The 25784-nt window shown below is 37.9% G+C and carries 27 protein-coding genes and 2 pseudogenes; 2 read left to right on the top strand and 27 right to left on the bottom strand.

The window, feature by feature from the left end; all coding sequences use genetic code 11:
* Positions 1-7: 7 nt before the first annotated feature.
* A complete protein-coding gene (locus tag P4V41_RS08200; RefSeq protein WP_419181298.1) occupies positions 8-1291 on the bottom strand; it encodes a DEAD/DEAH box helicase in 1284 nt (427 codons plus the stop codon).
* Positions 1292-1466: 175 nt separating this feature from the next.
* Between P4V41_RS08200 and vrrA the strand changes: the two genes are divergently transcribed.
* A complete protein-coding gene (gene vrrA / locus P4V41_RS08195; protein ID WP_328084378.1) occupies positions 1467-2099 on the top strand; it encodes a VrrA/YqfQ family protein in 633 nt (210 codons plus the stop codon).
* Between the two features lie 118 nt (positions 2100-2217).
* The gene (locus P4V41_RS08190; protein ID WP_328084377.1) at positions 2218-3165 is read left to right on the top strand and encodes a 4-hydroxy-3-methylbut-2-enyl diphosphate reductase; all 948 of its coding nucleotides are present in this window, start codon (positions 2218-2220) and stop codon (positions 3163-3165) included.
* A 50-nt stretch (positions 3166-3215) separates the two neighbouring features.
* Here the strand turns inward: P4V41_RS08190 and P4V41_RS08185 are convergent, their stop codons facing one another.
* The 26 genes and pseudogenes from P4V41_RS08185 to P4V41_RS08060 form a co-directional block, all read right to left on the bottom strand.
* Positions 3216-4337, bottom strand: coding sequence for a Nif3-like dinuclear metal center hexameric protein (locus P4V41_RS08185; protein WP_328084376.1), 1122 nt, complete (start codon positions 4335-4337; stop codon positions 3216-3218).
* The gene (locus P4V41_RS08180; RefSeq protein ID WP_328084375.1) at positions 4334-5035 is read right to left on the bottom strand and encodes a tRNA (adenine(22)-N(1))-methyltransferase TrmK; all 702 of its coding nucleotides are present in this window, start codon (positions 5033-5035) and stop codon (positions 4334-4336) included. Before P4V41_RS08180 ends, P4V41_RS08185 begins: the two co-directional genes overlap by 4 nt.
* Positions 5036-5206: 171 nt before the next feature.
* Positions 5207-5551, bottom strand: a complete 345-nt coding sequence (cccA, locus tag P4V41_RS08175; RefSeq protein ID WP_328084374.1) for a cytochrome c550 — start codon at positions 5549-5551, stop codon at positions 5207-5209.
* A gap of 236 nt (positions 5552-5787) precedes the next feature.
* Positions 5788-7401 (bottom strand): AMP-binding protein, encoded by a 1614-nt coding sequence (locus P4V41_RS08170; protein WP_328084373.1) that lies wholly within the window; start codon positions 7399-7401, stop codon positions 5788-5790.
* A gap of 33 nt (positions 7402-7434) precedes the next feature.
* The gene (locus tag P4V41_RS08165) at positions 7435-8574 is read right to left on the bottom strand and encodes an acyl-CoA dehydrogenase family protein (protein ID WP_328084372.1); all 1140 of its coding nucleotides are present in this window, start codon (positions 8572-8574) and stop codon (positions 7435-7437) included.
* 253 nt (positions 8575-8827) lie between these two features.
* Positions 8828-9958, bottom strand: a complete 1131-nt coding sequence (rpoD, locus tag P4V41_RS08160) for an RNA polymerase sigma factor RpoD (RefSeq protein ID WP_328084371.1) — start codon at positions 9956-9958, stop codon at positions 8828-8830.
* A gap of 42 nt (positions 9959-10000) precedes the next feature.
* Entirely contained in the window at positions 10001-11809 is a 1809-nt protein-coding gene (dnaG, locus tag P4V41_RS08155) for a DNA primase (protein ID WP_328084370.1), read from the bottom strand.
* A 59-nt stretch (positions 11810-11868) separates the two neighbouring features.
* Entirely contained in the window at positions 11869-12336 is a 468-nt protein-coding gene (locus tag P4V41_RS08150) for a YaiI/YqxD family protein (protein WP_328084369.1), read from the bottom strand.
* Between the two features lie 185 nt (positions 12337-12521).
* The gene (locus P4V41_RS08145) at positions 12522-13337 is read right to left on the bottom strand and encodes a pyruvate, water dikinase regulatory protein (RefSeq protein WP_328084368.1); all 816 of its coding nucleotides are present in this window, start codon (positions 13335-13337) and stop codon (positions 12522-12524) included.
* A gap of 18 nt (positions 13338-13355) precedes the next feature.
* Positions 13356-14003, bottom strand: a complete 648-nt coding sequence (locus P4V41_RS08140) for a helix-turn-helix transcriptional regulator (RefSeq protein ID WP_328084367.1) — start codon at positions 14001-14003, stop codon at positions 13356-13358.
* A 103-nt stretch (positions 14004-14106) separates the two neighbouring features.
* Positions 14107-14850 carry a DNA repair protein RecO gene (recO, locus tag P4V41_RS08135; protein WP_328084366.1) on the bottom strand — a complete coding sequence of 248 codons (744 nt, stop codon included), beginning with the start codon at positions 14848-14850 and terminating at the stop codon, positions 14107-14109.
* A gap of 48 nt (positions 14851-14898) precedes the next feature.
* Positions 14899-15042 carry a YqzL family protein gene (locus P4V41_RS08130; protein ID WP_082861442.1) on the bottom strand — a complete coding sequence of 48 codons (144 nt, stop codon included), beginning with the start codon at positions 15040-15042 and terminating at the stop codon, positions 14899-14901.
* Positions 15043-15343: 301 nt separating this feature from the next.
* A complete protein-coding gene (gene era, locus P4V41_RS08125; protein WP_328084365.1) occupies positions 15344-16252 on the bottom strand; it encodes a GTPase Era in 909 nt (302 codons plus the stop codon).
* Positions 16245-16643 carry a cytidine deaminase gene (locus tag P4V41_RS08120; RefSeq protein ID WP_328084364.1) on the bottom strand — a complete coding sequence of 133 codons (399 nt, stop codon included), beginning with the start codon at positions 16641-16643 and terminating at the stop codon, positions 16245-16247. Before P4V41_RS08120 ends, era begins: the two co-directional genes overlap by 8 nt.
* Positions 16644-16650: 7 nt before the next feature.
* Complete coding sequence (locus P4V41_RS08115; RefSeq protein ID WP_328084363.1) at positions 16651-17037, bottom strand: diacylglycerol kinase family protein; 387 nt, start codon at positions 17035-17037, stop codon at positions 16651-16653.
* On the bottom strand, positions 17034-17501 hold the full coding sequence (gene ybeY, locus P4V41_RS08110) for an rRNA maturation RNase YbeY (RefSeq protein ID WP_328084362.1): 468 nt from the start codon (positions 17499-17501) through the stop codon (positions 17034-17036). The genes P4V41_RS08115 and ybeY overlap by 4 nt, the downstream gene beginning before the upstream one ends.
* A complete protein-coding gene (locus P4V41_RS08105) occupies positions 17498-19618 on the bottom strand; it encodes an HD family phosphohydrolase (protein ID WP_328084361.1) in 2121 nt (706 codons plus the stop codon). The genes ybeY and P4V41_RS08105 overlap by 4 nt, the downstream gene beginning before the upstream one ends.
* A 207-nt stretch (positions 19619-19825) precedes the next feature.
* Positions 19826-20788, bottom strand: coding sequence for a PhoH family protein (locus tag P4V41_RS08100; protein ID WP_328084360.1), 963 nt, complete (start codon positions 20786-20788; stop codon positions 19826-19828).
* Positions 20789-20793: 5 nt separating this feature from the next.
* Positions 20794-21984, bottom strand: a complete 1191-nt coding sequence (gene yqfD, locus P4V41_RS08095) for a sporulation protein YqfD (protein WP_328084359.1) — start codon at positions 21982-21984, stop codon at positions 20794-20796.
* A 25-nt stretch (positions 21985-22009) separates the two neighbouring features.
* On the bottom strand, positions 22010-22291 hold the full coding sequence (gene yqfC / locus P4V41_RS08090) for a sporulation protein YqfC (protein ID WP_328084358.1): 282 nt from the start codon (positions 22289-22291) through the stop codon (positions 22010-22012).
* A gap of 72 nt (positions 22292-22363) precedes the next feature.
* Entirely contained in the window at positions 22364-22792 is a 429-nt protein-coding gene (locus P4V41_RS08085) for a hypothetical protein (protein WP_328084357.1), read from the bottom strand.
* A gap of 2 nt (positions 22793-22794) precedes the next feature.
* A pseudogene (locus P4V41_RS08080) lies at positions 22795-23262 on the bottom strand (flotillin-like FloA family protein); the annotation flags it as partial.
* A 471-nt stretch (positions 23263-23733) separates the two neighbouring features.
* Positions 23734-24774: pseudogene (locus P4V41_RS08075) on the bottom strand (recombinase family protein); the annotation flags it as partial.
* A 68-nt stretch (positions 24775-24842) separates the two neighbouring features.
* Complete coding sequence (locus P4V41_RS08070; protein ID WP_328084356.1) at positions 24843-25004, bottom strand: hypothetical protein; 162 nt, start codon at positions 25002-25004, stop codon at positions 24843-24845.
* A 46-nt stretch (positions 25005-25050) separates the two neighbouring features.
* Positions 25051-25578, bottom strand: coding sequence for a Holliday junction resolvase RecU (locus tag P4V41_RS08065; RefSeq protein WP_328084355.1), 528 nt, complete (start codon positions 25576-25578; stop codon positions 25051-25053).
* On the bottom strand, positions 25579-25770 hold the full coding sequence (locus P4V41_RS08060) for a hypothetical protein (RefSeq protein ID WP_328084354.1): 192 nt from the start codon (positions 25768-25770) through the stop codon (positions 25579-25581).
* Positions 25771-25784 lie beyond the last annotated feature (14 nt).

The raw sequence follows: 25784 nt of genomic DNA, 5'->3' as shown, positions 1-25784 counted from the left end.
TAACCTACTATCTGATGTTTCTTCTTTTCTTCTTCATAAGTTTCTTTTTCTGTTCATCCATTTTCTTCTTATAACCTGGCTTTACTTTTCGTGGTTTTGGTACATAAACGCCATCTTGATCTTTTGCACCTGTACTTTTTTTGCTCGGCTTCACAGGTACCCATTCACCGTTCTTGTATTGCTCAATATGGAAAACAATCTTTTTCTCTTTTAACTTTTGAACAGAATGCTGGTCGGTCTGCTCGTAAAGAGATGCGCAGATTCCAGACATTCCAGCACGACCCGTTCTTCCTGCTCTATGCACGTAAAAATCTAGATCTTTAGGAAATTCATAGTTGATGATGTGGCTGACACCTTTAATGTCAATACCTCGAGCTGCAAGATCCGTTGCTACTAAGAACTGAAACTCAGCTTTCTGAACGCGTTTCATGATGCTCTTTCTTGTACGAGGCGGAATGTCACCATGAAGACGTTCAACGCTCATTCCTTCAGCACTCATAGCATCTGCAATCTCATCGACTGCTTTTTTTGTGTTTGCAAATATAATCGCAAAATACGGATTATAATTTCTTGCTGTTTTGATCAGTGTAGGAAGTTTGTCATTGTGTTTTGCTTGAATAAGAACGTGCTTGATATCTTTTGCAGTAATATGCTGTGGTTCAACGTGAACGTGTTTAGGATTCTGCATATATTTTTTCAAGAATGGCTGTAGCTTTTCTGGAACTGTCGCAGAGAACACCATCATCTGAAGTTCGTTAGCCATACGAGAAGCGATCAAATCTACATCTTCAATAAAGCCCATATCGAGCATCTGATCAGCTTCATCCACTACTAGCATGTTAGCCGTAAATACGACTAATTCTTGTGCGTTTACCAAATCTTTTATACGACCTGGAGTTCCGATCACTAATTGAGGTACTGTTTTAAGCTTCTCAGCCATACGCTTTCTATCCGTTCCACCAACAATTGCTTTTGCGCGGATCTGTTTATCTTCAGGCATATGCTCAGAAATCTTCAGAAACTCATTATAAATTTGCTGTGCTAACTCACGAGTAGGAGCTGTGATTACTGCTTGTACTTCGTCTTTTGTGATGTCTATTCTATGCATCAATGGGAGCAGGAACGCAAATGTCTTTCCCGAACCTGTTTGTGATTGTCCGATCATGTCTTGTCCGTTGATAATTCCAGGAATTACACGCTCTTGAATATCAGTTGGTCTTTCAAATCCAATACTGCTTAAAGCAGTCTGGAGCGATTCGTTTATTTTTAACCGTTCAAACGGAGATTTCATACGCTCACCTTTTCTTTTCAAATATAAATTCTTCACTTTTAGTATTATAGAGTAAGTTTTGCATTTAAGCCAACCATCCTTAAGATTAATAAGAAAACAGGGATAAATATCACACATGTTTTTCTATTTTCATATTCTATATATGAGCGTATTATTTTGGAAAGGAGGGGGAATTATGCAGCCTTTTTATAGATATCCAAATCAACCTCAGCATCCTATGCAACCCTTTCAAGTAAATCCTTATCTTCAAAACATGAATGGGATGAATGGTATGCCGCGTCAGGTGGGTTCTGTCGACAGGTTCTTGGGGACGATTGGCAGCGGTGGAAGTATAACAGGTGGAACAAGTGTGTTTACGATGTTAAACAACGTGCAAAAGGTCTTAAAAGTCGCTGAGACGATGGGACCTATGATCAAACAATATGGTCCTGCAATGAGAAATCTGCCTTCCATCATGACAGCTATTAAAGACTTCCAAAGCGGTTCGAGCTCAAAGGCAGAAAAAGATACTGAGGCAGATACCTCCGAAAAACCGGAAAACACTGATCAAACGAATGAAACAAATGTTAATGAAAAAAGTGAAGCTAAGAAAAACGTTGTTAGGAAAAACGAGAAAAAAGAAAAAGGAAAGACAGAAACTGAAGAAAAGGTGGTTGTGGCTGGACCTAAGTCTTCCAAGACATCCACACAGACTGAGGCACCAACCATGATCAAAAAAACAGCAACTTCTACAAAAACTGTCCCATCAGCTCCTAAAACAAACGTACCTAAAGGCTACCACTTATCGGGGCCGAAACTATATGTATGAGTATAGTGTTTGAGTTCTTATGGTCTCTCCTTTATAATAAAAACATACAGAAGTAAATCTCCCAAGACAGCATAGATCTCTGTGCTGTCTTTTATTTGAAATAAAGGAGAGATCCAATATGGAAATCGTTAAAATATCTCCACGAGGATATTGTTATGGCGTAGTGGACGCAATGGTCATGGCCCGCCAAGCCGCTAATGATCCGACATTGCCTAGACCCATCTATATACTTGGTATGATCGTTCACAACAAACATGTGACAGATGCCTTTGAAGATGAAGGGATCATTACATTAGACGGGTCCAACAGACTGGATATCATTAAAAACATTGAATCGGGCACAGTTATTTATACAGCTCATGGTGTTTCACCAGAAGTGAGACGGATCGCTCATGAAAAAGGCTTGTATGAGATCGATGCTACATGTCCTGATGTTACAAAAACGCATGACCTTATTCGCGAGAAAGAAAATGAAGGTTATGAGATCATCTATATCGGTAAAAAAGGGCACCCTGAACCCGAAGGCGCGATTGGAATTGCCCCACATATCGTACATCTTGTAGAAAATACGGATGATTTAGAATCATTAAACGTTCAAAGCGAAAAAATACTCATCACTAATCAAACGACAATGAGTCAATGGGATGTTGCTGAACTCATCAAAAGACTGCTTATGAGATATCCTTCTGCAGAAGTTCATAAAGAGATTTGTCTCGCCACTCAGGTCAGACAAGAAGCTGTTGCAAACCAAGCAGGTGATTGTGATCTTGTTCTTGTAGTTGGCGATCCTAGAAGTAACAACTCAAATCGTTTGGCACAAGTTTCAGAAGAAATTGCAGGAACTACAGCATACCGAATTTCTGATGTATCTGAGATCGAGCTAAGTTGGTTAGAAGGTGTTAAAAAGGTAGGAATCACGTCTGGTGCTTCAACCCCTACCCCTATTACAAAAGAAGTTATTGATTTTTTAAAGAACTATGATGCTCAAAATGAAGAAACATGGAAAAAGGAGCGTAAGGTAACACTTAATCGCATCCTTCCAAAAGTTAAAGAGAAAAAGTCATAAAAAAGAAAAGCTGGGCGTAACCCAGCTTTTCTTTTTTGTTGTACTAGATCTTACATGAACGTAAAAGGATCAGTGATGATATTTGATTGTACAACATCCGTCTCATATTTACTCTTAATTAATTCTTGTTTCAAGAAGTCCTTAAGCTTACTCTTCATGATTTGTTCAATATGATGTCCTGCATCCACAATTGTAAGACCTTCTTCTTGTGCATCATGTGCATTATGGTAATAGATATCTCCTGTTACTAATACATCTGCGCCTTTATAAAGAGCTGGGTAAATATACTTGTTCCCATCTCCTCCGACTACGGCTACTTTGTTAATCTTAGATTTTTTGCCTTGTATGACACGAAGACTCGAAATTCCAAATACATTTTTCACATGATCTACAAATTCCTGAAGGTCCATTGCTTTAGGAAGCTTTCCAACCTTTCCAATACCCAGCTCCTCCCCTTTGTTCAAGAGCGGGTAGAGGTCGTACGCTACCTCTTCATATGGATGTGCTTTTTTCATTGCTGAAACAACCACTTTAACAATAGATTCTGGCAGGATTGATTCAATTTTGACTTCTTCTACCTTCTCCAATTTACCCTGTTTTCCAATAAAAGGTGTCGTACCTTCTAGTGGAGTAAATGTACCGATGCCATTATTAGAGAACGAACAGTGACTATAATTTCCGATATGTCCAGCTCCTGCATGACCAATGGCATACTGTACTTGTTCTTCATGAGTACGAGGTACAAACACAGATAACTTTACGAGTTTATCTTCATATGTTGTAGATAACACCTCGGTGCTCGTTAATTGCAATTGATCAGCCAACCATTCATTCACACCTAGCGCAGTAACATCCAAGTTAGTATGTGCTGCGTAAACCGTTATGTCGTTCTTGATTAATTTTTCGATAACTTTTCCTTTTGATGTGCTGATATCAATCTTTTTCAATGGACGGTAAAGTAAAGGGTGATGAGCTATAATGAGATCTACTTTACCTTCGATCGCTTCATCAACTACACTTTCTAAAACATCTAGTGAGATCATCACTTTTTTTATAGGCTTATTTAATGCACCTACTTGCAAGCCGATGGGATCACCTTCCACAGCCATCTTTTTAGGTGCGAAACTTTCTAATAGAGAAATGATATATTGTCCGCTTGCACATTTACTCAAGAAATCCACTCCTCTGCGTGTTTAATGTTTCTTCTTAGTTCTTCTCTTTTTTCTTCTGCTGTTACTCCTGAACTATTTTGCATCTGAGTCAATATCGCATTCCATTGCTTGACTTCCCCTGCCCACTTTTCTTTAAACGCTTCGTTCTGATTTTTTAATAAAAAAGGTCCGAATAATAATTCTGCTTCTTTATGATCTGTGTAAGGCTGTTCACCAGAACGTTCAGCTATAAGAATCTCGTAAATCTTACCATCTTCTTTTAAGATTTCTTCATCGATTAATACCCAGTCCTCTTTTAATAGCCACTTTCTAACTGTTTTTGATCCAATATTAGGTTGAAGAATAAGACGTTTTGCACGCCCTAACTTATTTTTTCCTTTTTCAAGTATAGATGTAATTAAAGACCCACCCATGCCACAAATTGTGATAACTTCTGCTTCGTCTTGGTTTAGTACGGAAAGTCCATCACCTTTTCTTACTTCGATTACATCGGTTAGTTTATCAAGATTCACCTGTTCTTTAGCTGATAAATAAGGACCATCAGTAATCTCACCTGCGATACCTTTTTTTATTACTTTTTTCAATCCAAGATAACAAGGAAGATAAGCGTGGTCAGAACCGATATCTGCTAATATTGTGTTTTCAGGTACGTATGAAGCAACTCGCTCGAGTCGATTTGATAATTTATCTGAATTCATTTTTCATCACCGTTTCAATTAGTTTATTCAGTCTTAGTATTTTCAAACTTTGATCATATGTTGTAATAGAAGGCAAAGAAGTACTGAAATACAATCGTATTCTCTTGATTTTTGTTCGATCATACAAAGAAAAGAGCTTCTTGTTTAAAATCACAAGAAGCTCTTCTTATTTTATTTTTTTTCTGCTAACCAATCAACTAGTATTTTAGCTTCTTCACCTTTTACTACACCAGCTGGCATTCCACCTGGTTTACCATTTTTGATAATATCGGCAATTTCTTCTGGCTTATACTTGCCACCAATCTTATCAAGTGCTGGTCCTGTTGCACCTTCAAGGTTTTGTCCATGACAAGAAGCACAGTTTTGTTTAAATATAGCTTCCGGATCCATAGCAGCTTTTTCTTTATCTTGACTAGCTGTATGAATTTTGTTGATCCCATATCCGCCCATTGTAAGCATAAGAACAATTCCAATAACCCCAATAATGGCAAAAGGAATGAGTGGATTACGTTTCATGCAAATTCCTCCTTCGTCTGTACACTACATGTGTTGTGATCTTAATAAACTTAATATGTATAGTAACAATCCATAACCTATTGTACTGTAAAAGCGTTTACTTGGGAAGTACAAACTCTATTTTTCCCAGTTTTGTCACAGCATTAACTTTTTAAACTTTTTTCCTAACTTTTGTAGATTCAGTCATTTGCTTTAATAAGAAGGTACAAAAAACAAAAAAGCCACACTACTGGTGGCTATTCATGCATAACTGACAGTGTCTCGATCGCTTGTTCTCTAAGCTTAAATTTTTGTACTTTTCCAGAGGCGGTCATCGGATACTGATCAAGAAAGAGATAATATTCCGGAATCTTAAAGTGCGAGATCTTTCCTTTACAATAATTTTTCAGTTCAGCTTCGGAAAGTGTATGCCCTTCTTTTACCTGAATGCACGCTGCTACTTTTTCTCCAAATTTCTTATCTGGCACCCCGATCACTTGTACATCTAATATAGAAGGATGCGAATAGAGAAACTCTTCTACTTCCCTCGGATAAACGTTTTCACCGCCACGTATGATCATGTCTTTTAGTCGGCCTGTGATTCTAAAGTAGCCTTCTTTATCGACAGTTGCGAGATCTCCTGTATGAAGCCATCCATCAGAATCAATCGCTTCGCTCGTCGCTTGTGGCATCTTGTAATAGCCCTTCATAACATGGTAACCTCTTGTACAAAGTTCTCCTTGTTCACCATAGTTCACTTCTTGATTCGTGATCGGATCAACCACTTTTGCTTCAACTTGAGAATGCTTCTTTCCAACCGTTTCAACTCTGCGTTCTATTGGGTCATCTGTTCTGGTTTGAGTGATAACAGGGGATGACTCCGTTTGGCCATAAGCAATTGTAATCTCTGACATTCCCATCTTACCGATAACTTTCTTCATCACTTCAATCGGACAAGGTGATCCTGCCATGATTCCTGTACGTAGTGTGCCTAGATTGTAAGAATCAAAATCAGGAAGATTTAATTCTGCGATGAACATCGTAGGTACTCCATGCAATCCTGTACACTTTTCGTTTTGAACTGTTTCTAAAACTTCCTGAGGATCAAATTGCACAATAGGTACCATCGTAGCTCCGACTGAGACTGCTGCAAGGGTACCTAGTACACAACCGAAACAATGAAAGAATGGTACAGGAATGCATAATCGATCTGCATTCGTTAAGTTCATGCTATCCGCAATCTGTCTTGCGTTATTTACAATATTGTAATGAGTCAGCATGACACCTTTTGGAAAGCCTGTCGTTCCTGACGTGTACTGCATATTGATTACATCATCACAATGTAGAGATGCTTCTCTCACTTTAAGATCTTCAACAGATATAACACTACCTGCTTCCAACATATCTGAAAAGGTCTCATAAGATGAAGATTCAGTATCCAACTGGATAAAATGTTTCAATACAGGAAATTCCGATATGCGGTCTTTAACGGAGTCCACCATACCTTTGTAAGATGTAGTTCGGAATTGTTCTATAAAGAATAAAGCCTTTGCATCAGACTGCTTCAACAAGTAATCTAATTCAGAAGATTGATAATTCGTGTTTACCGTTACTAAAACAGCACCAGCTCGTGCAGAACCGAACTGAAGTAGTAGCCACTCGGGAACATTCGTAGCCCAAACAGCTATATGATCTCCTTTTTCAATCCCCATCGCCATCAAACCTTTGGCAACCTTAGTCGTTAATTCATAAAATTCTTGATAGGTGTAGCGAATTCCTAGTTTGCTGTAAACCATAGCTTCTTGATCTTTTTGTTCTAACGCTTGTTTCCTTAAACAATCCCCTACAGTTACTTTCATTAGTTCAGCCATAATTCACCCCATCACTTCATCTTTTAATGAATATTAGCAGCCAATCTCTCTTGCAATAACGATGCGTTGGATTTCTGAAGTACCTTCTCCAATTTCAAGAAGTTTAGCATCTCTGAAATAACGTTCCACATGATAATCTCTCATATAGCCATTACCTCCGTGAATTTGAACAGATTCAGAACAGATTTGCATACACGCTTCTGATGCATATAATTTTGCCATCGAAGCTTCTTTAGAGAACTTCTTACCTTGATCTTTAAGCCAGGCCGCTTTGTATACCATTAATCTCGCAAGCTCGATCTTCATGGCCATATCTGCCAGCTTAAATTGAATAACTTGGAACTTTGAAATCGATCTCCCAAATTGTTTGCGTTCTTTTGAATATGTTAGAGCCTTCTCATAGGCCGCCTGTGCAATTCCAACCGCCATCGCCCCAATTCCTATTCGTCCTCCATCCAACGTCACCAGGAACTGTTTAAAGCCGTCTCCACGCTTTCCTAATAAGTTTTCTTCTGGTACTCTCACATCTTCCATAAAAAGTTCAGTGGTATTAGAAGAGTGAAGACCCATTTTTTCGTAATTATCGATAACACGGAAACCTTTAGCATCAGTTGGTACGATAATGGCTGAGATTTCTTTATCGTTTCCGTTTCTATTTGTAATGGCGGTTAATGCTAAATGTTTTGCATAACTCGCATTCGTGATATAGCATTTAGAGCCATTAATGACCCATTCACCATTTTCAGCTTTCGCCGTTGTTTCTGTACCACCAGCATCAGAACCTGCATTTGGTTCGGTTAACCCGAATGCTCCAAGAGAGTCTCCTGTACAGATTGGTGTTAGATATTTTTCTTTTTGTTCGTGAGTGCCGAAGAGATTTAAGGGAGCTCCACCTAATGAAACATGTGCAGAATATGTAATTCCAGTAGATCCACAAGCGCGGCTTAGCTCTTCTACAGCAATTGCAAAACTTATCGTATCAGCTCCGCCACCACCATATTCTTCAGGAAAAGGCAGACCCATCATTCCTAATTTTGAAAGCTTTTGAAAAATTTCAACCGGGAATTCTTTATTTTTATCTCTTGCTTCAGCTCCCGGTGCTACTACTTCATCTGCAAATTCTCTCATCATTTTTTGAATCATCAACTGCTCTTCTGTTAATGTAAAATTCATGGTTGCATCCCACCCTTTAATAAATTTACGCTCTTATTTGTATGCGCTTTCATATTTATTATAGATATAAAGGCTGAATTTTTACAAGATTTAAAGAATTTTTAATTTAACATTAAGGAGAATAAGCAAGCAAAAAATAGAATTTCGTAGAAAACAGTATAACAAAATGAGTTTTTGATGAGTTTGCATTGAAGTGGAATAATAAGTAAAATAAAAGAAATAAAAAAAGCTTGCCCAAATTAGGGCAAACTTTCTATTCTAAGAAGTCTTTTAATCGTTTACTTCTGCTTGGATGGCGGAGTTTACGGAGTGCTTTAGCTTCGATCTGACGAATACGTTCACGCGTTACTCCAAACACTTTACCTACTTCTTCAAGTGTGCGAGTACGTCCGTCATCAAGTCCGAAACGCAGTCGAAGAACATTTTCTTCTCGATCAGTTAAGGTATCTAGAACATCTTCAAGCTGTTCTTTTAATAGTTCATAGGCAGCAGCTTCTGAAGGGGCTAATGCATCCTGATCTTCAATAAAATCACCAAGATGTGAATCGTCTTCCTCACCAATAGGTGTCTCTAAAGAGACAGGCTCTTGAGCAATCTTCAGGATTTCACGGACCTTCTCAGGAGTTAGTTCCATCTCAGCACCGATTTCTTCAGGTGATGGCTCGCGGCCAAGATCTTGAAGTAGCTGACGTTGAACTCGAATCAGTTTATTAATCGTCTCTACCATGTGAACAGGAATACGAATCGTACGAGCTTGGTCAGCAATAGCACGGGTGATCGCCTGTCGGATCCACCAAGTCGCATACGTACTAAATTTAAATCCTTTATCATAGTCGAACTTTTCAACAGCTTTGATCAATCCCATGTTACCTTCTTGAATAAGGTCAAGGAACAGCATTCCACGGCCAACATAACGTTTTGCAATACTTACAACCAATCGTAAGTTAGCTTCTGCAAGACGGCGTTTAGCTTCTTCATCACCGTTCTCGATACGTTTTGCTAGTTCGATCTCTTCATCTGCTGAAAGTAAGTCTACACGTCCGATTTCTTTTAAGTACATACGGACAGGATCGTTGATCTTAACCCCAGGTGGTACGCTTAGGTCATTAAGATCGAATTCTTCTTCCTCTTTTTCCATCTCGAACTTAGGATCTTCATCGTCTTCTGCATCTTCGGACGCCTCAGCAACTTCAACACCTTGTTCTTCGAGATATGAATAGAATTCGTCCATTTGATCTGAATCTTGTTCAAAAGGTGCCAGCTTACTTGTGATTTCAGTATATGTTAGCCGTCCTCGCTTTTTACCGGCCTCAACTAATTGTTCTTTAACTTGATCGATGGTTAATTCGCCTTCCGTTCCTTGACGGTTTGGTTTCTCAGCCATTCGATCCCCTCCTTCCAAAACTTCAACCATCCTACATCCCGATTATTTAAGAGATCTTTTCATTCTCATAATTTCTTGGGCAATTTGGGCTGCCAGTTTTATTTCATTCCTTCTTATTGCGTCTTCTTGCTGCTTTTCTTTTTCTTGTATCTCCCGCAATAAAGGATAGCTAGAAATAATACGAATATAATCTGCGAGCTCTATTTCATTCAGCTCTTCACTGATTGTAAGCATCGCCAATTCTGAAGCTAATTTCCTTAATTTGTCATCATCGATACGCTGCATGAACAACCCAACATTGGGTTTATTTCCTTCTTCATAAAAGGCATATAAGTAAGCAGCAATCGCATTATGTTCTTCAACATTAAAGCCCGAATCCAACTTTTCTTGAATTAAAAAAGCAGCTTCCTCACTTTTTAACATATGTGCAAGAACGATACGTTCAGCATTCAGATTTCTCGGCAACAATGACTTTTGCAAAAGTGTTTGTATTCTAAAATTATTATCCCGCTTTTTAGGGCCGTTATCCTTAGACCTTTGCAGTTGCTTCGTAGTCTGTGTCTGCTGCTGTTTAAGAGCATCTAATGACAGATTAAATTCAGATGCGATCTGTCGGAGATAATGATCTCGTTCAACCGCTTTTGGCAGACGCGCAATTTCCTGGATAATCTCTTCGATATAGATCATCCGTTCTCCTTCATCCCGAAGGTTTTTACCACGTCTGTAATATTGTATTTTGAATGCCATAACAGTTAGGCTAGCCCCTATTATATCCGTTAAGAACGAATCGTTTCCAAATTGCGAGATATAGTCATCGGGGTCCATTCCGTCAGGCATCTGTGAAATCTTCACGGTACAGCCTTGTTTTGTTAATATTTCTGAAGCTCGAAACGCAGCTTCAACTCCTGCTCGGTCAGAGTCATAGCAGATTGTGACAGATTGAACATTTCGTTTCAAAATGGCTGCATGATCATCCGTTAACGAGGTACCTAATGTAGCAACTCCATTTGTAACTCCTGCTCTATAGGCTGCAATTGTATCCACATAACCCTCAAAGATGACAGCATGCTGTTTCTGTCTCATCTCCGCCCGTGCAAGGTTTAAACCATACAAAGTTCTCCCCTTCTGGAAGATTTTTGACTCTGGACTGTTAAGGTACTTTGGCTCGTCCTTTCCGTCTAAAACCCTGCCGCCAAAAGCAACGACCGCACCTGTACGATCCCAAATCGGAAACATGATTCGATTTCGAAATCGATCATAAGGTTTCCCATCAGATTGCCTCTTTCCAATCAACCCAACTTTTTCAGCGATGTTTAGATCCATTCCTCGCTTTTGGAGAAATTGTGATGCGGTCTCCCAAGAATCTGGGGCAAAACCGATTTGGAACCGCTCTATGGATTCTCTCGTGAACCCCCTGTTCTCCAAATACTCTAAAGCTGGCCTTCCTTGTTTTGTGTGAAGTAAGCAGTGATGATACAATTTAGCCAACAACTCATGAATCTCAGTCATCGCCTTTTTTTCGTCAGAGCTTTTTTCGGAGAAGTTTTGCTGATGAATTTGAGGAAGTTCGATATCACTTTTTTTTCCAAGCTGCGTTACAGCTTCAATAAAAGAGTACCCTTCAATGTTCATCAAAAAAGAAAAAACATTGCCTCCTGCTCCACAACCGAAACAATGGTAAATCTGTTTTTCAGGTGAGACAGAAAAGGATGGTGATTTTTCCCCATGAAAAGGACATAAACCAAAATAATTTCTGCCTTGTTTCTTAAGAGGAACATAATCACTGATCACGTCAACAATATCATTTGATGACCTGACCTTCTCTATTAAATCCTCAGGTATACGTTCCATATTACCACCACAGAATCTCTGTTTCTTTTAGACACTAGATATATATTCGTGGCACAATTCTATTTTCCTTCAACTTTCGACAGGATTTCGCAAAAAACTGTGCAGAATCTTTCTGTGTCTTCTTTTTTAAATTTAGAAGGTCCTTTTGAATGCTTACCAGAACGTCTAGCTTTAGCAGCCATGTAACGTTCGTGAAGAACTTGCTCCATTTCATTCTCTTGAAATTGTTTCCCCCTCGGGGTGATAACATAAACCCCTTTTGAAAGAAGAAGACTTGCGAGGGCATGATCTTGAGTCACAACAAGATCATTTTTTTTAGAATGATTATGTATGTAAAGATCAACTTCTTCGGGACTAGCATCAACCAATATCCAACGACCTGGTTGTTCAGCGCTACTTGCGTGAGCATAGGATGTAACGAATATGGGTTCAAAATCTAACATTTTGGAGAGCTTAAATATTTCTTCCTTTATAACAACAGGACAAGCATCTGCATCTACAAATACATTACCAATTATTTTTTCCATATTCTTAAGTTCTACTTTTACAGTTATTCTCCTTCAAATAAGAGTATTTGCTTAAATTTAGCATACTCAATTTATCACTATTTTGGACAAAGTTATAAAATTTAATCACAATGTAATATTATAATAAAAGTCTCTGTGTTTTACCAGTAAAATGATGAAAATAAAAAAGCGCAATGATTTGCGCTTTATTTATATGATTTTCCTTGGAACAAGTTATAGATCACATTAGCAGATTCTTCAACCGCTTTGTTGGATACCTCAACCACTCTGCATCCAATTTGATCAACGATCTTATTAAAGTAGATGAGCTCTTGCTTGATTCTTTCCATGTTAGCGTAGTTCGCTTCAGAGTTTAAACCAAGCGCTTTTAAACGTTCTCTGCGTATGTCGTTTAATTTTTCAGGCGTAATCTTTAGACCAAAGCATTTGTTTGGTGATACTTTAAACAATTCTTCTGGCGGTTCTACTTCTGGAACGATGGGTACATTTGCTACCTTTAACCGTTTATGTGCTAAGTATTGTGAAAGTGGCGTTTTTGAAGTTCTGGAAACACCGATTAAAACTACATCAGCTTTCAGAATTCCTCTAGGATCTCTGCCATCATCATATTTTACAGCAAACTCGATAGCTTCTACTTTTCGGAAGTAATCATCATCCAGTTTATGCACGACTCCGGGTTCATATCTCGGAACTTGATTCAACCGAGATTGCAGTTGATTCATAATCGGACCCATAATGTCCACTGTAGGGATATTGTAAAGTGCAGCTTGCTTAGAAACATATTCACTTATTTCAGGCACTACAAGGGTAAAAGCAATGATCCCGTTATGGTCCTTCGCTAATGAGATTACCTCATCAATCGTTTCTTTATCCTCCACATAAGGCACTCTCTTAATCTCTATTCCATTTGAATTAAATTGGCTCGCGGCCGCTTTAACAACCAACTCTGCCGTTTCTCCGACTGAATCGGAAACGACATATACGATAGGACGTCCTGTCATGTTGGCCTCCCCATTCAATTATAATAATTCGTCATGTGCTAGTTCAACAAAAGCCTTTGTAATATTCGTCTTCGTAATCCTACCTACAACATCAAAACCGCTCTCATCGTCTGAGCGTTTAACTACTGGAAGACAATCGATTTGTTTTCTTATCAAGATGTGTGCGATATCTAATAAATAATCGTCTTTAAAACAATATGTAATATTAGGCATCCTTGTCATTATAATGTTAATCGGAATACTATTGATCTCTTGTTTCCCCATACTTGCTCTTAATAAATCCTTTCGCGATGCTACGCCAGCAAGATGTCCGTTCCTATTAATAATAAATAAAGTTCCAACATCCTCCAAAAACATCGTACAGATAGCTTCGTAGACCGTAGCTGAATCTTGTACAACCACAGGCATCGATGTGAATTCAGCAACTTTTATCTTTTTTATTTTTTCTGTTAAAAGCTGTGAACCAGTCTTCCCTGTATAAAAATAACCGACTCTTGGCCTTGCATCTAAATATCCTGCCATTGTTAGAATGGCAAGATCGGGTCTAAGTGTAGCCCTTGTAAGATCTAATTGATCTGCAATTTGTTCACCTGTAATTGGCCCGTTATCTTTAACAATTTCAATGATTTTTTGCTGCCTCTTATTAAGTTCGATCGTGTACACCACCTTTTGCCGCATCCAATGTGTTATACTTATTCTCATTATTATAACCTATTTGATGGAGAAAGCGAACTAAAAAAACTGTAAAGAATAAAAGCTTCACAGTTTTTCACGATAAATCATCTAATTGTTTCAGAAACTTCTTTGATTTTAAAAATACACCTGAGTATTCGTCCATATAAGCGTCAAATAACATTCGAAGCTCTCTCTTCGTTTCCATTTTTAAGGAGACATTTCCAAGCCTTGCAAGATCGAGGTGATAAAACATATGGAGTAGCTTTACCGAACTCCTTGAAATTCGCATTCGATAAGGGTCTTTGTATGAACATCTTTCACAAAGAAAACCTCCTTCTCTGATTGAGAAAGAAAAATCACCTTCAGTTGAATGACATGAAACACATTTACTCAGTTCAGGTACGATTCCACTCGTTTTCATTATTTTTATTTCAAATAAAAAGGTAATAACTTCGGGATCGATACCATGATTAATATATTCTAAGGACTGCTTGATCCATCCGAAAAGGTCTGGTTTCAGATCATCCTCAGAAGTATTTCTATCTAAAAGTTCTGCTAAGTAAGCCGCATAAGCTGTCTTAACTAGATCTTCTCTTATTTTTCTGAAAGAGGACAGCGCCTCACCTTGCTGTAAAGTTCCAAGCCCTCTGCCTTTTTGAAAAACAAAAATTCCGTATGTAAAAAGCTGCGTAATGGAAGTAAAGCGACTTTTGGGCTTTTTGGCTCCTCTTGCCATCACGCCGACTTTCCCAAATTCTTTTGTATACAAAGTGATAATCGTATTGGATTCACCATACAGAACGGTTTTAATGACGATTCCTTCCACTTTATAAAGCAAGGTAAATCACCACCCTCTTTAAATCTAAGAAGGCACCGTAGTTACTTATTAATGAAATGGAGGTTCCTCAAGAGACTCTTCATAAGGAATAACTGCTGATAGTGCTGTTATTTCATGGTCTAGCTCTTTGTATAACAAATAGGTATCAATACTGCCCGTTTCACAGAATACTTTCCAAGTAAATTCTTTCATGTTTGGACACACCTTTCTATTTGTTTTTCTCCTGTAATAACTAGGTTCACCTTAATTGTTTATTTCATGTCAAGGAAATTTTAACAGTTTTTTACTTTAGCTGTATTCACCAATTTGAAAGTGGTTGATTTCCATTCCGGATGCTCGCTTTCCGCGGGGCGGGCGGTGAGCCCCCTCGCCGCTACGCACCTTGAGGGGTCTCACCTGTCCCACTCGTCCCGCAGGAGTCTCGCATCCTGCATTCCAATCAACCATACAATGATGACAAACTTAGAAATAAAAGTATGATCTTTAGTAAAAATTAATACTCATCCTCGTTGAAACCGAACTCGGTTAGCTGCTTTTGACGATTTCTCCAGTCGTTTTGTACTTTTACGTACAATTCTAAAAAGACACGCGAGCCTAAGAGGGTTTCAATGTCTGCTCTTGCTCTTTTTCCAATCTCTTTTAGCATCTTTCCTTGTTTTCCGATGATAATTCCTTTTTGCGACGAACGTTCTACGATGATCGTTGCGTTAACAAACACAACGTTCTTTTCTTCCCGTTCTTTCATCTCTTCAATAACAACTGCTACGGAGTGAGGAATCTCTTCTCGTGTAAGATGTAGAACTTTCTCACGAATCAATTCTGCCGTAATAAATCGCTCTGGATGATCGGTTACTTGGTCTTCAGGGTAAAATTGCGGCCCTTCTTCCATGTAGGAAACGATCTGTTCTAAAAGCGTGTCCACGTTGTTGCCGTTAAGTGCAGAGATCGGCACGACTTCAGCAACGTCTAATTTATTTCTATACATATCTATAAGCGGCAATAATTGATCAGGATGTACTTTATCGATTTTATTTATGACTAAAAAGACTGGATTTTTCACATTTTGAAGTCTGTCGATAATGAACTGATCACCACGGCCATATCCTTCTTCAGCATTAATAACGAACAGGATAAGGTCGACTTCATTTAATGTCTGCTGTGCCGTTCTTGTCATAAAATCGCCTAGCTTATGCTTCGGTTTATGAATACCTGGTGTATCAATAAAGATGACTTGAGATTCATCTGTTGTATAAACCGCTTGTATCTTATTTCTTGTTGTTTGAGGCTTGTCACTCATTATGGCGATTTTCTGTCCGATCACTTTGTTTAAAAGTGTAGATTTACCTACGTTAGGTCTGCCGATAATCGTTACAAAACCTGATTTAAAGCCTTCTTTAATCATTTAGATCCTCCGGTGAAAATGCACCTGGCAATAGATCTTTTACTAAGATCTCCTGTACATCACCTTTAAGGTTTGTTAAATAAACAGGCATTTCTGGCGGACATAACTCAGAGATAACTTGACGGCAGGCTCCACATGGGGGCACAGGACGCTTCGTATCTGCTACAACCGCAATTGCGCTGAACTTTGTGTCACCTTCTGTATACGCTTTAAATAATGCTGTACGTTCAGCACAGCACGTTAAACTGTAAGCTGCATTCTCAATATTCGCTCCATTGTATACTTTACCTTCAGCCGTTAGTAGAGCTGCACCTACTTGAAACTTAGAGTAAGGTACGTAAGCCTTTTCACGTGCAAGTTTTGCTTGTTCCATCAATTGTTCTTTATTCATTACTCTTTCACCTTCTTAACAAATATAGCTTCATACTATCTATCAGTGGTTCAATAAATAGCAGTATACCGATTATAACAGCAAATATTGAAAAAACCAAAACTGCACCTGCAGCGGCGTCTTTTGCCTTCTTCGCAAGCGGATGTTTTTTCTCTGTTATGAGATCGATCGTGCTCTCTATCGCAGTGTTTACAAGCTCTAGCGATAGTACTATTCCAATTACAATAAATAAGAGGACGAACCTCTCTATAGAAAAATCAAGTGCAATCGCGAAAATAATCACGATTACACTCACAAAGGTATGGATTCTAAAATTTTGTTCCGATTTAAACGTTGAGATTATTCCTGTAAAAGCAAAAATAAAACTCGAGAACAACTTTTTCCAAGCTATCATCTTTTTAGACCATATTGCTCCAGAATCTCTTCTTGTCTTCCAAACATTCTTTTTTCATCCTCATCGTTCATATGGTCATAGCCTAATAAATGCAAGAAGCCATGTACGGCAAGAAAGCCCATCTCTCTCTCAAGAGAGTGTCCGTATTCTGCCGCTTGTTCTTTCGCTACATCAAGACAGATGATGATATCACCTAAGAATCTCGTCTCTTCTCCGCCGATGATCTCTGTCTCATCTTCACCCATTTCTTCCATAGCAAAAGAGATAACATCTGTTACACTATCTTTTTGTCTGTATTCATTGTTTATTTCCTGGATTCGTTCTTTTGTCACAATCGTTACAGATACTTCCGCTTGACCTGTTTCTTCCATCTCCGCCGCTTTTTCAAGAACTTTGCTTAATAACTCTTGAAATTCAGAACTGTTTTCATCGATCTCGTTTAAATACTCTACATGTAGCATCATTGTTTTTCCACCTTTTTTGTTTCTTCTGGATACTCAATTCTGGAATGAAAAATTCCTTTTAACGTTTCTGTAAGTGTTTTTGCGACTATGTCTAACTCTTTTAACGTGATATCACATTCATCGAACTGACCATCTTCTAGCCTATCATTAATAATTTTTCGAATGATCCCATCGATTTTAACTGGTGTAGGTTTCGACAACGATCGAACAGCAGCTTCTACTGCATCTGAGATCCCGATGATTGCAACTTCTTTCGTCTGCGCTTTTGGCCCTGGATATCGGAAATCTGATTCTGCTACTTCCTTATCTGTTAGCTGAGCTGCTTTATGATAAAAGAATTTTAACAACGTCGTTCCATGGTGCTGTTCAGCGATATCAATAATCTCTTTCGGTATCTTTTCTGCTCTGAGCATATCTGCTCCATCATAAGGATGTGCTGTGATGATGGTCTTACTCAATTGTGGCGCTATCTTATCATGCGGGTTGTCCATATTCATCTGATTTTCAATAAAGAAATGCGGCCGTTTTGTTTTTCCAACATCGTGGTAATAAGATCCTACTCTAGCTAGTAGACCGTTAGCACCTATAGACTCACATGCTGCTTCTGACAGGTTGGCGACCATAATGCTATGATGATACGTCCCTGGTGCTTCCATGAGTACTTTTCTAAGAATAGGATGGTTAGGATTCGAAAGCTCAATTAACTTTGTTACAGATAATATGTTAAACGATGATTCTATGACCGGAAGAAGTCCTAGTGTTAACACTGCTGAAACAAATCCTGATATAGCTGCACAACCAAGATCTAACCCTATCTGCAGTGATGTGAATTTTCCGTTTTGCAGCAATAACACACTCGCTACTGTTAGGATGGCTATAAAAGAAACGAAAAATCCAGCTTGCAAGATTTTCGAGCGTTGCTGTGTTTTGCCTAAAAAAACGATACCTGAAATGCCGTTAAATAAAACATACATGCTCATTATGAAATTAAAATTCCCGGCTGTTTGTTCGTTAAAGATCAATGCTGCACTAAACGCAAAGATAATCGTAGACACGACTGCAAGCTCTTCGTTGAACAACATCTTAATCATCATCGCACCTGCCGCAACAGGGACAGCATACATGAGGCTCATGAGACCAAGTTCTGTACTAACACTCAGTACTTTCATCACAACTAGTGTTAACGTAAACAATAGGGCATAGATGGTTACATATTTGCGAAAATGCTCTTTCTCACGTTCTTCTTTCATAAAGTAATACAAACCAGCCATCACGATCAGTACAAAAAGGAACAATCCGTAATAAGGATACGTTTTCATTTCCTGATCTAATAATCCAACCTTTTTGAGCCTATCATAGATTTCAGGCGTGATTACTGCCCCGCTTTTAACGAGAACTTCCCCTTCTCTAATCACAACTTCTTCTACTTTGTCGCTTGCTTCTTTACGTTTTTGACGTGTTTTCTCTGTATCTAACGTTCTATTGGCTATGATAAAACTCCTCGTAATTTCTTCTGTTGCATTTCGAAGTGAATAAGGGAGATTATTATCACGTATCAATTGAACAGCTTCACTTCTTGCCTCTTCCACTTCTTCGACCATTACGGGTTCTGATAATACTTTATTCACAACATCGGGAGCTAAATTTTTCACATTATTCAATTCTGCTTTACTCGCTTCAGCGAGTGCAATATACGTTTCATCAGATATGTCAGACTTATCAATAGAATCTTTTAATTGAATAACCTTTTGATCTAAAGAAAGAGTAGCCTCATCTTCCTTTTTCTTCTTTTCTTCAGATTCGGTAATCGTTATGACGATATCTAATAAATCCTTTAATGCCTCCGCTTGTACTAAGGCGAGGTCTTTATTAAACGTGTACTCATTCTTAATACTTTCTTCAGCGAGCTTCTTTCTGGCTTGTGTCTGGTCTTCTAACGGGATGGTGATCGGTGATTGAATGTCCCGTGGTGAACGCTCATAGACGTTAACATTTACTACATTAGGAGTTACGTTGCTGACTAACAGGGAAAATAGAATGATTCCCATTACGATAAAGGATACCGTTGCTACACTCAAACGAAAGTAATTAGACAAAAGATGCCTGAAATTGGCCAAACGTTACCACCCCTTAAACTGTACATCCTATTCTAATCTTAGCAAAAGTTGGTCAATTATGGTACTTCTCAACAAGAAAAGCTTAATTAGTTGGTTTATTTATTCAATTTGCCACTAAATCCCTCCACACATACTACTTACATAAATGTATAAGGTAGGGAGTATCCATTTAGACAAAGAAAAAAGACTCCAGAAAGGATGGAGTCCTTAGTCTTCGTATGTTTCATATGCTTCAATAATTCGCTGCACAAGCGGATGGCGAACTACATCCAATTGTTTTAAGTATATAAAATCGATACCTTTAACGCTTTCAAGCCTTTTTTCAGTTACTTTTAATCCCGATTCTTTTCCACGTGGAAGATCTATTTGCGTAAGATCTCCTGTGATGACCATCTTCGATCCAAAACCAAGACGCGTTATAAACATCTTCATCTGTTCTGGTGTAGTATTTTGAGCTTCATCTAAAATAACGAAGCTTTCATCAAGCGTACGGCCTCTCATGTACGCGAGCGGAGCAATTTCAATCGTACCACGTTCGATTAGCCTTTCTGTATGCTCAGCACCCAGCAGGTCATGTAGAGCATCGTAGAGGGGACGTAGATAAGGATCTACTTTTTCTTTAAGATCACCTGGGAGAAACCCTAGGCTCTCACCCGCTTCAACAGCAGGACGAGTAAGCACGATTTTTTTCATCTTACCATCTTTTAAAGCATTGACGGCCATAACAACCGCAAGATAGGTTTTTCCTGTACCAGCAGGACCGATGCCAAAAACGAGGTCGCGCTTTCTCATGGACTGCACATAATGACGCTGCCCTAAAGTTTTTACACGAATTGGTTTCCCTTTAGCGGTAACAGCAATATCTTCCTCATAAAGCTCACTTAATTCATCCAGCATATTTTTTTCTGCAAGCTGAACAGCATAAACTATGTCTCTTTCTGAGATCTTGATACCTTTTCGCACCAATTTCAGCAATACAAACAAAGTCTCTTCAACCATTTCTGCTTTATTCAGTTCACCTGAGACTAAAATGTCTTCTCCTCTAGTGACTATACTTACGTTAAGCTTGTCTTCAATCACCTTTAAGAAAGCATCGTTCGGCCCAAAAAGTGAAGCTGCTTCTGTCGTATTTTCAAGTTGTAATGAATTAAGTCTTTTCGTTTCTGACAAACTACTCATTCTCCTTGTTGGATAGGTATAGGTTGTGCAGATGCAATATTTTCAATTACTTGGTAGAGCATCGTTAGTTTAACTTTACCATTCGAGACGTTTTGTTGCCAAACTTTTTCACCATTAATTTTTGCTTCATCAGGTAATTTTTTTGTAAGTTCCTTCTTTGCCATCTTTTTCCCTACTTCAATTGCTTCAGCTTTCGTATAAGAACGCTTTACTCCATCTGTTTCCCTAATCTCCTTCTTTATATATGAAAAGGGCATTTTCCATTTGGCTAAATAAAGAGGGGATTCATTCAGTGTTTCCGTTTTATCTTTAAATTCTCCTTCTGAAAATCCGTAAACAGGAACATTTAGTCCGAAAAGTGAAACATAATGCCTATTTTTGTATTTGCCGGTGTAGGTTTGAAAAGATGTATTTAAAGGTACCTCGACTTCTGTTTGATACCAAACTTCTCCCCAAATTTCACCTTTCGCACTTACAAGTTGCGGCTTCTTTTCTTTACCGATTAGACCAGAGACTAATAATGATCCTTTTTTTACATAGTCGTTAGTACGTACAATAGGTTGTCCTTTTTCGACGAATACAGAGTGAATAACAGCTTCTTTTGTGGCGACAAGGTGTCTTGGCCCTGTAACTTGCTTAGCTTCTGGAATCTCTTTTTCCACAACTTCAAATCGGTAAGAAGTACCATGCTGAGTAACGCCGATCCAAGTCACGTTATCCATCTTTTCTGTTAGATCTCGCTGTATCTCTCTAACATTCGGCAACAAAAAAATAAATTTACCTTTTGTTACTCCGAGTTCTACTGCTGCTTTTCTTAACTCGTATTCTGTCTTAGGATTTGCCCCAGTAACATTTATATTCCAAATCATATTAGATAATAAAAATAATAATAAGATAAACGACAGCATACCAAGGATAAAACCGTTTCTCTTCCACATTCTTTTTAGAAGAAATGGTGTACCCTTCTTTTCTTTGATCCTGATCTTTAACTTGTTTTCTTTTAAAATCCTTCTTGCTTTTTGTACATCTGAGACAGATATGGAGACGAGCGCGCGGTTGTTATCAAGTGGCTGTATATCCCATATTCCAATATCTGATTGAATACACGTATTGATAAATGTACTAGAATCTTGTCCAATAATTTCTATCCTTACATACCCTTTCAAATGGTTCCATTTCGTTTTCATCTTTTCCCTCCCTGTTAATACAGTCTTATTCGTTTTCGAAGTCGACAGAAGAGATCGTACCTTCTAATAAGATTTCTTCAGGTAAGATCGTTTTAATAACAAACTCACTTCCTTTTATATGAAGCATGCCTTGTTTTAGCTTGAGTGTGAGTTGTTCATTGGAGAATGCCTTTACTCCTCTATGGTTCTCAATATATATGTGCAGTTGTCCAATCATCGTGATCCGGGGTAAATCCATCACTACATCTGCTGGTAGCTCAAGGTTTTGCATCATCCATTTGTTTACTTGCTGCCGCAATTTGCCCATAAAAAAACCCCCTCTCTCCATTTTTATGAGAGAAGGGGGGAAACTATCACTCTAATTACAAGTATCTCTTTGTTACGAACGCTTTTGTAACGCTCTAGGCTTTGAAAGAATCTCTGACCATATGACTGCTTTTTGCAGTTCATGTTGATCTACTTTAAAATCGTTCATCATTTTATCTTCTTTATCTTGGTACCGATTAGAGACTTTTTCTGCCTGTTTAACCTGACGTTTATAGGTTGGCTGTTCATATACTTTCTCAGCCATTTTAGCCGTTCCTCTCTCAATCGCTTCTTTTGCTTTTTTCACTCGAGGCTCAGCGGGTAGACCAAAAGGTGAAACAGTTTGTTTAGGCGCTTCTCTTTTACGACGATTCGGTTCCGAACGTTTCGGTTCCTTCATTTCTTTTTGGCGCTTAAAGAAACTATACAAGCCGCCTGCAATCAGAATAACAAAAGCGATATTTGCAAGTAGAAGTTCAATAATCGCTTCTATGATATTCATAGTTACAACTTCCGCCCTTTATCATCATTCTCTTTATCAGGGTTTGATGATTTACTGATTGATTCACGCATCGTCGTGTCTGCCATTATGTTCTTCATGTTCATATAATCCATAAAACCCATGTTACCAGAACGAAGAGCTTCTGCTAATGCCATTGGAACCTCTGCTTCTGCCTCTACAACTTTCGCTCTCATCTCTTGTACTTTTGCCTTCATCTCTTGTTCTTTCGCTACAGCCATTGCACGTCTTTCTTCTGCTTTTGCCTGAGCGATATTCTTATCTGCCATTGCTTGATCTGTTTGAAGTTCCGCTCCGATGTTCTTGCCAATATCTATGTCAGCAATATCAATGGACAGAATCTCAAAAGCCGTTCCTGCATCTAGTCCTTTTGATAAAACTGTCTGTGAGATCAGATCTGGATTCTCAAGTACTTTCTTGTGAGTAGCAGAAGAACCAATTGTACTAACGATTGGGTCAAACTCTAAGAACTCTTTAGCGTCAAATTCGCTCTTTTGGATCTTCATAACAATCTCAATGTCTTCTCCATCCACATAGATCACATCTATTAGGTTTCGCATATCTAAGTTACTCATTTTTTCAATATCTTTAAACCCTTCGATGGCATTCATAAACTTTTTCATGTTTAATTTAAATAATTGTTCTGTATCCGTAAATTGCATTTGATTTTTCTTATTATTTAATTCAGTTGCTTTTTGTTTGTTTTCAGCTTCTTTCATTTTGTATACATCGTCTGTAATTACACCTTCTAATAATTTGTCTAACATGACTTTACGAATTTTATCAATTTTGTCTAATTCTTTTTCGATGGTATCTAAGTTGGAATTCATTTGACTCTTTTTAGTAATAATCTTACTTTGAGTCCCATCAATTATTTGCTGCAAAGTTTCACTATCTTGCTGTAGATGTTTTATGCGATGACTGATAACTTCCTTCAATAAAGTTTCGGGAATGTTTTTAGAATCACACACAGATTTACCTAATTGTTTTTTTCCACTGCAAGCGTAATAAAAATGCTCATATTCTTTTCCTCTAACAGTTTTTCTACTTCCAACTTTGAAATAACTATTCCCACAATTTTTACACTTTATAATTCCTGAGAATAATGCCTTAGATTTTTTCCCTTGAATAAAACTTTTGTCACTAATTAATTTTTGAACATTTTCATATTGTTTACCTTCAATAATCGCAGGGTGATTATCCTCAATGATGATCCAATCCTCTTGAGATTTCTCTATAATTTGCTTACTCATCATATCCGTTTTTGTAAATCTATTTCCTATAAACTGTCCCTTATAAACAGGATTTTTTAGTATATATTTGACTTTATCGGCTCGAAATGGATATCCTCTTCTTGTCTTGTACCCTAATTCATTTAATGTTGATGCGATTTTTGCAAACCCGTAGCCAGATTCGTATAAATCAAAAATACTTGTAATAATGGGTGCTTCTTCTTTATCAATTACTAATTTTTGATTTATAGACTTATACCCCAGAGGAGGTCTATTGCTAATAAACCTTCCATTTTTTTGTGCTTCTCTTCCACCAAATTTTCTTCGGTCAGATGTCTGTCTACTTTCTTGTTCAGCTAACCAAGCAAACAATCCTAATTGCTTATCGTCAATAAGGGTGTTCATAGCCTCTTGTGCAAAATATATACCTACATTGTGCTCTTTTAATTCACGAGCAATTTTTATAGAATCAATTTGATTACGTGCAAAACGTGTAATGGACTTTACAGCAATAAAATCAATTTTCCCTTCTTTCGCATCTTTCAATAGTCTTCTGAACGCTAATCGCTTAGTAGTAGATGTACCAGTCAATCCTTCGTCTATATAAACATCGTAAACCTCATACCCTTCATTCTCTACCCACTTTTTCAAAAATGATATCTGGTGATCATTACTTAAAGCCTGACTATCCTTATCTGTAGATACCCGTGCGTATATCCCTGCCTTTTTCATTTCATACTCCTCCGTTTCAAAATAAAATACCATAAGAAAATTATAGCATTATGGTATATGAATCGTCACTATTCGATTGTTTCTTTTGACACATTTACACTGTTTTTCTCTAATAAATCTTCTACGTTCACATTTTTAAAACATTCTTTAACATAATCGTTATAGGTTTTTTCATTCGTATATGTAAAACTAAAGTTAAAACCACCTTTGGACACTTTGTCTTTTTCCATTCTCCTCACCTCTAATATGTATGTATTCGATTTATTGATTGTCCTATTACTTGTATTTATTAATTATATTTTTACATAATTCATTAACATACCATCTCATTTTAACCTTCTTCTTGTGACCAGTGATTTCAATTCCGATTCCTTCACAGTAATCTAACGTTAAACTTTTATCGTTTACACTAAAGCCTCTACATGTCTTTTGGTTATCTTTGGCGTGTTCCATGTATTCCATGAAGTCGTCAATCTGTAAGAAGAATGCTCGATTTAAATCTGAGAAGTTAATAATGAAACCTGGAATAATTCGTCTATCATATGTATTGGACTTGATTAAACTTTCTATTTGGTGATCCTTGATATTCTTAAACGGTAATGATTTACCTTTAGTTGATTTGAGTTCTGTTGGAAATAAGTGACCATCGTAATATATTAACGAATCATAAGGATTCTCAGCAGTCTTATAGCCAGGCTTGATAGCCATTGGATTCACATCTCGAACCCTAAAGAACCATATTCTCTGCTCTGCACTACTAGTCTGAATTTCCTCCTCAAAGAGTTTGCCTGTTCCTTTTGCCAATTAGCGTTTCCCCTTCCCTCTGAAGAATTTATCTTGCCAATAATCTTTTTCATTTTTATATGTAGAACCTACAAATTCTCCGTATTCATATAAGGAAGTCACTATGTCATGCTTTAGACTTTCTGGTACTTCGCATTGTAGTTTTGTCTGAATCATGTAAACTAAATAGTTTTCATATGCTTGCAAGGACATTAATTACTACTCCT

It is taken from the genome of Fictibacillus nanhaiensis, assembly GCF_036213205.1.
Classification (GTDB): Bacteria; Bacillota; Bacilli; order Bacillales; family Fictibacillaceae; genus Fictibacillus; species Fictibacillus nanhaiensis_E.
The sequence above is the reverse complement of the archived record's forward strand: the minus strand, read 5'-3'. Positions and strand labels throughout refer to the sequence as shown.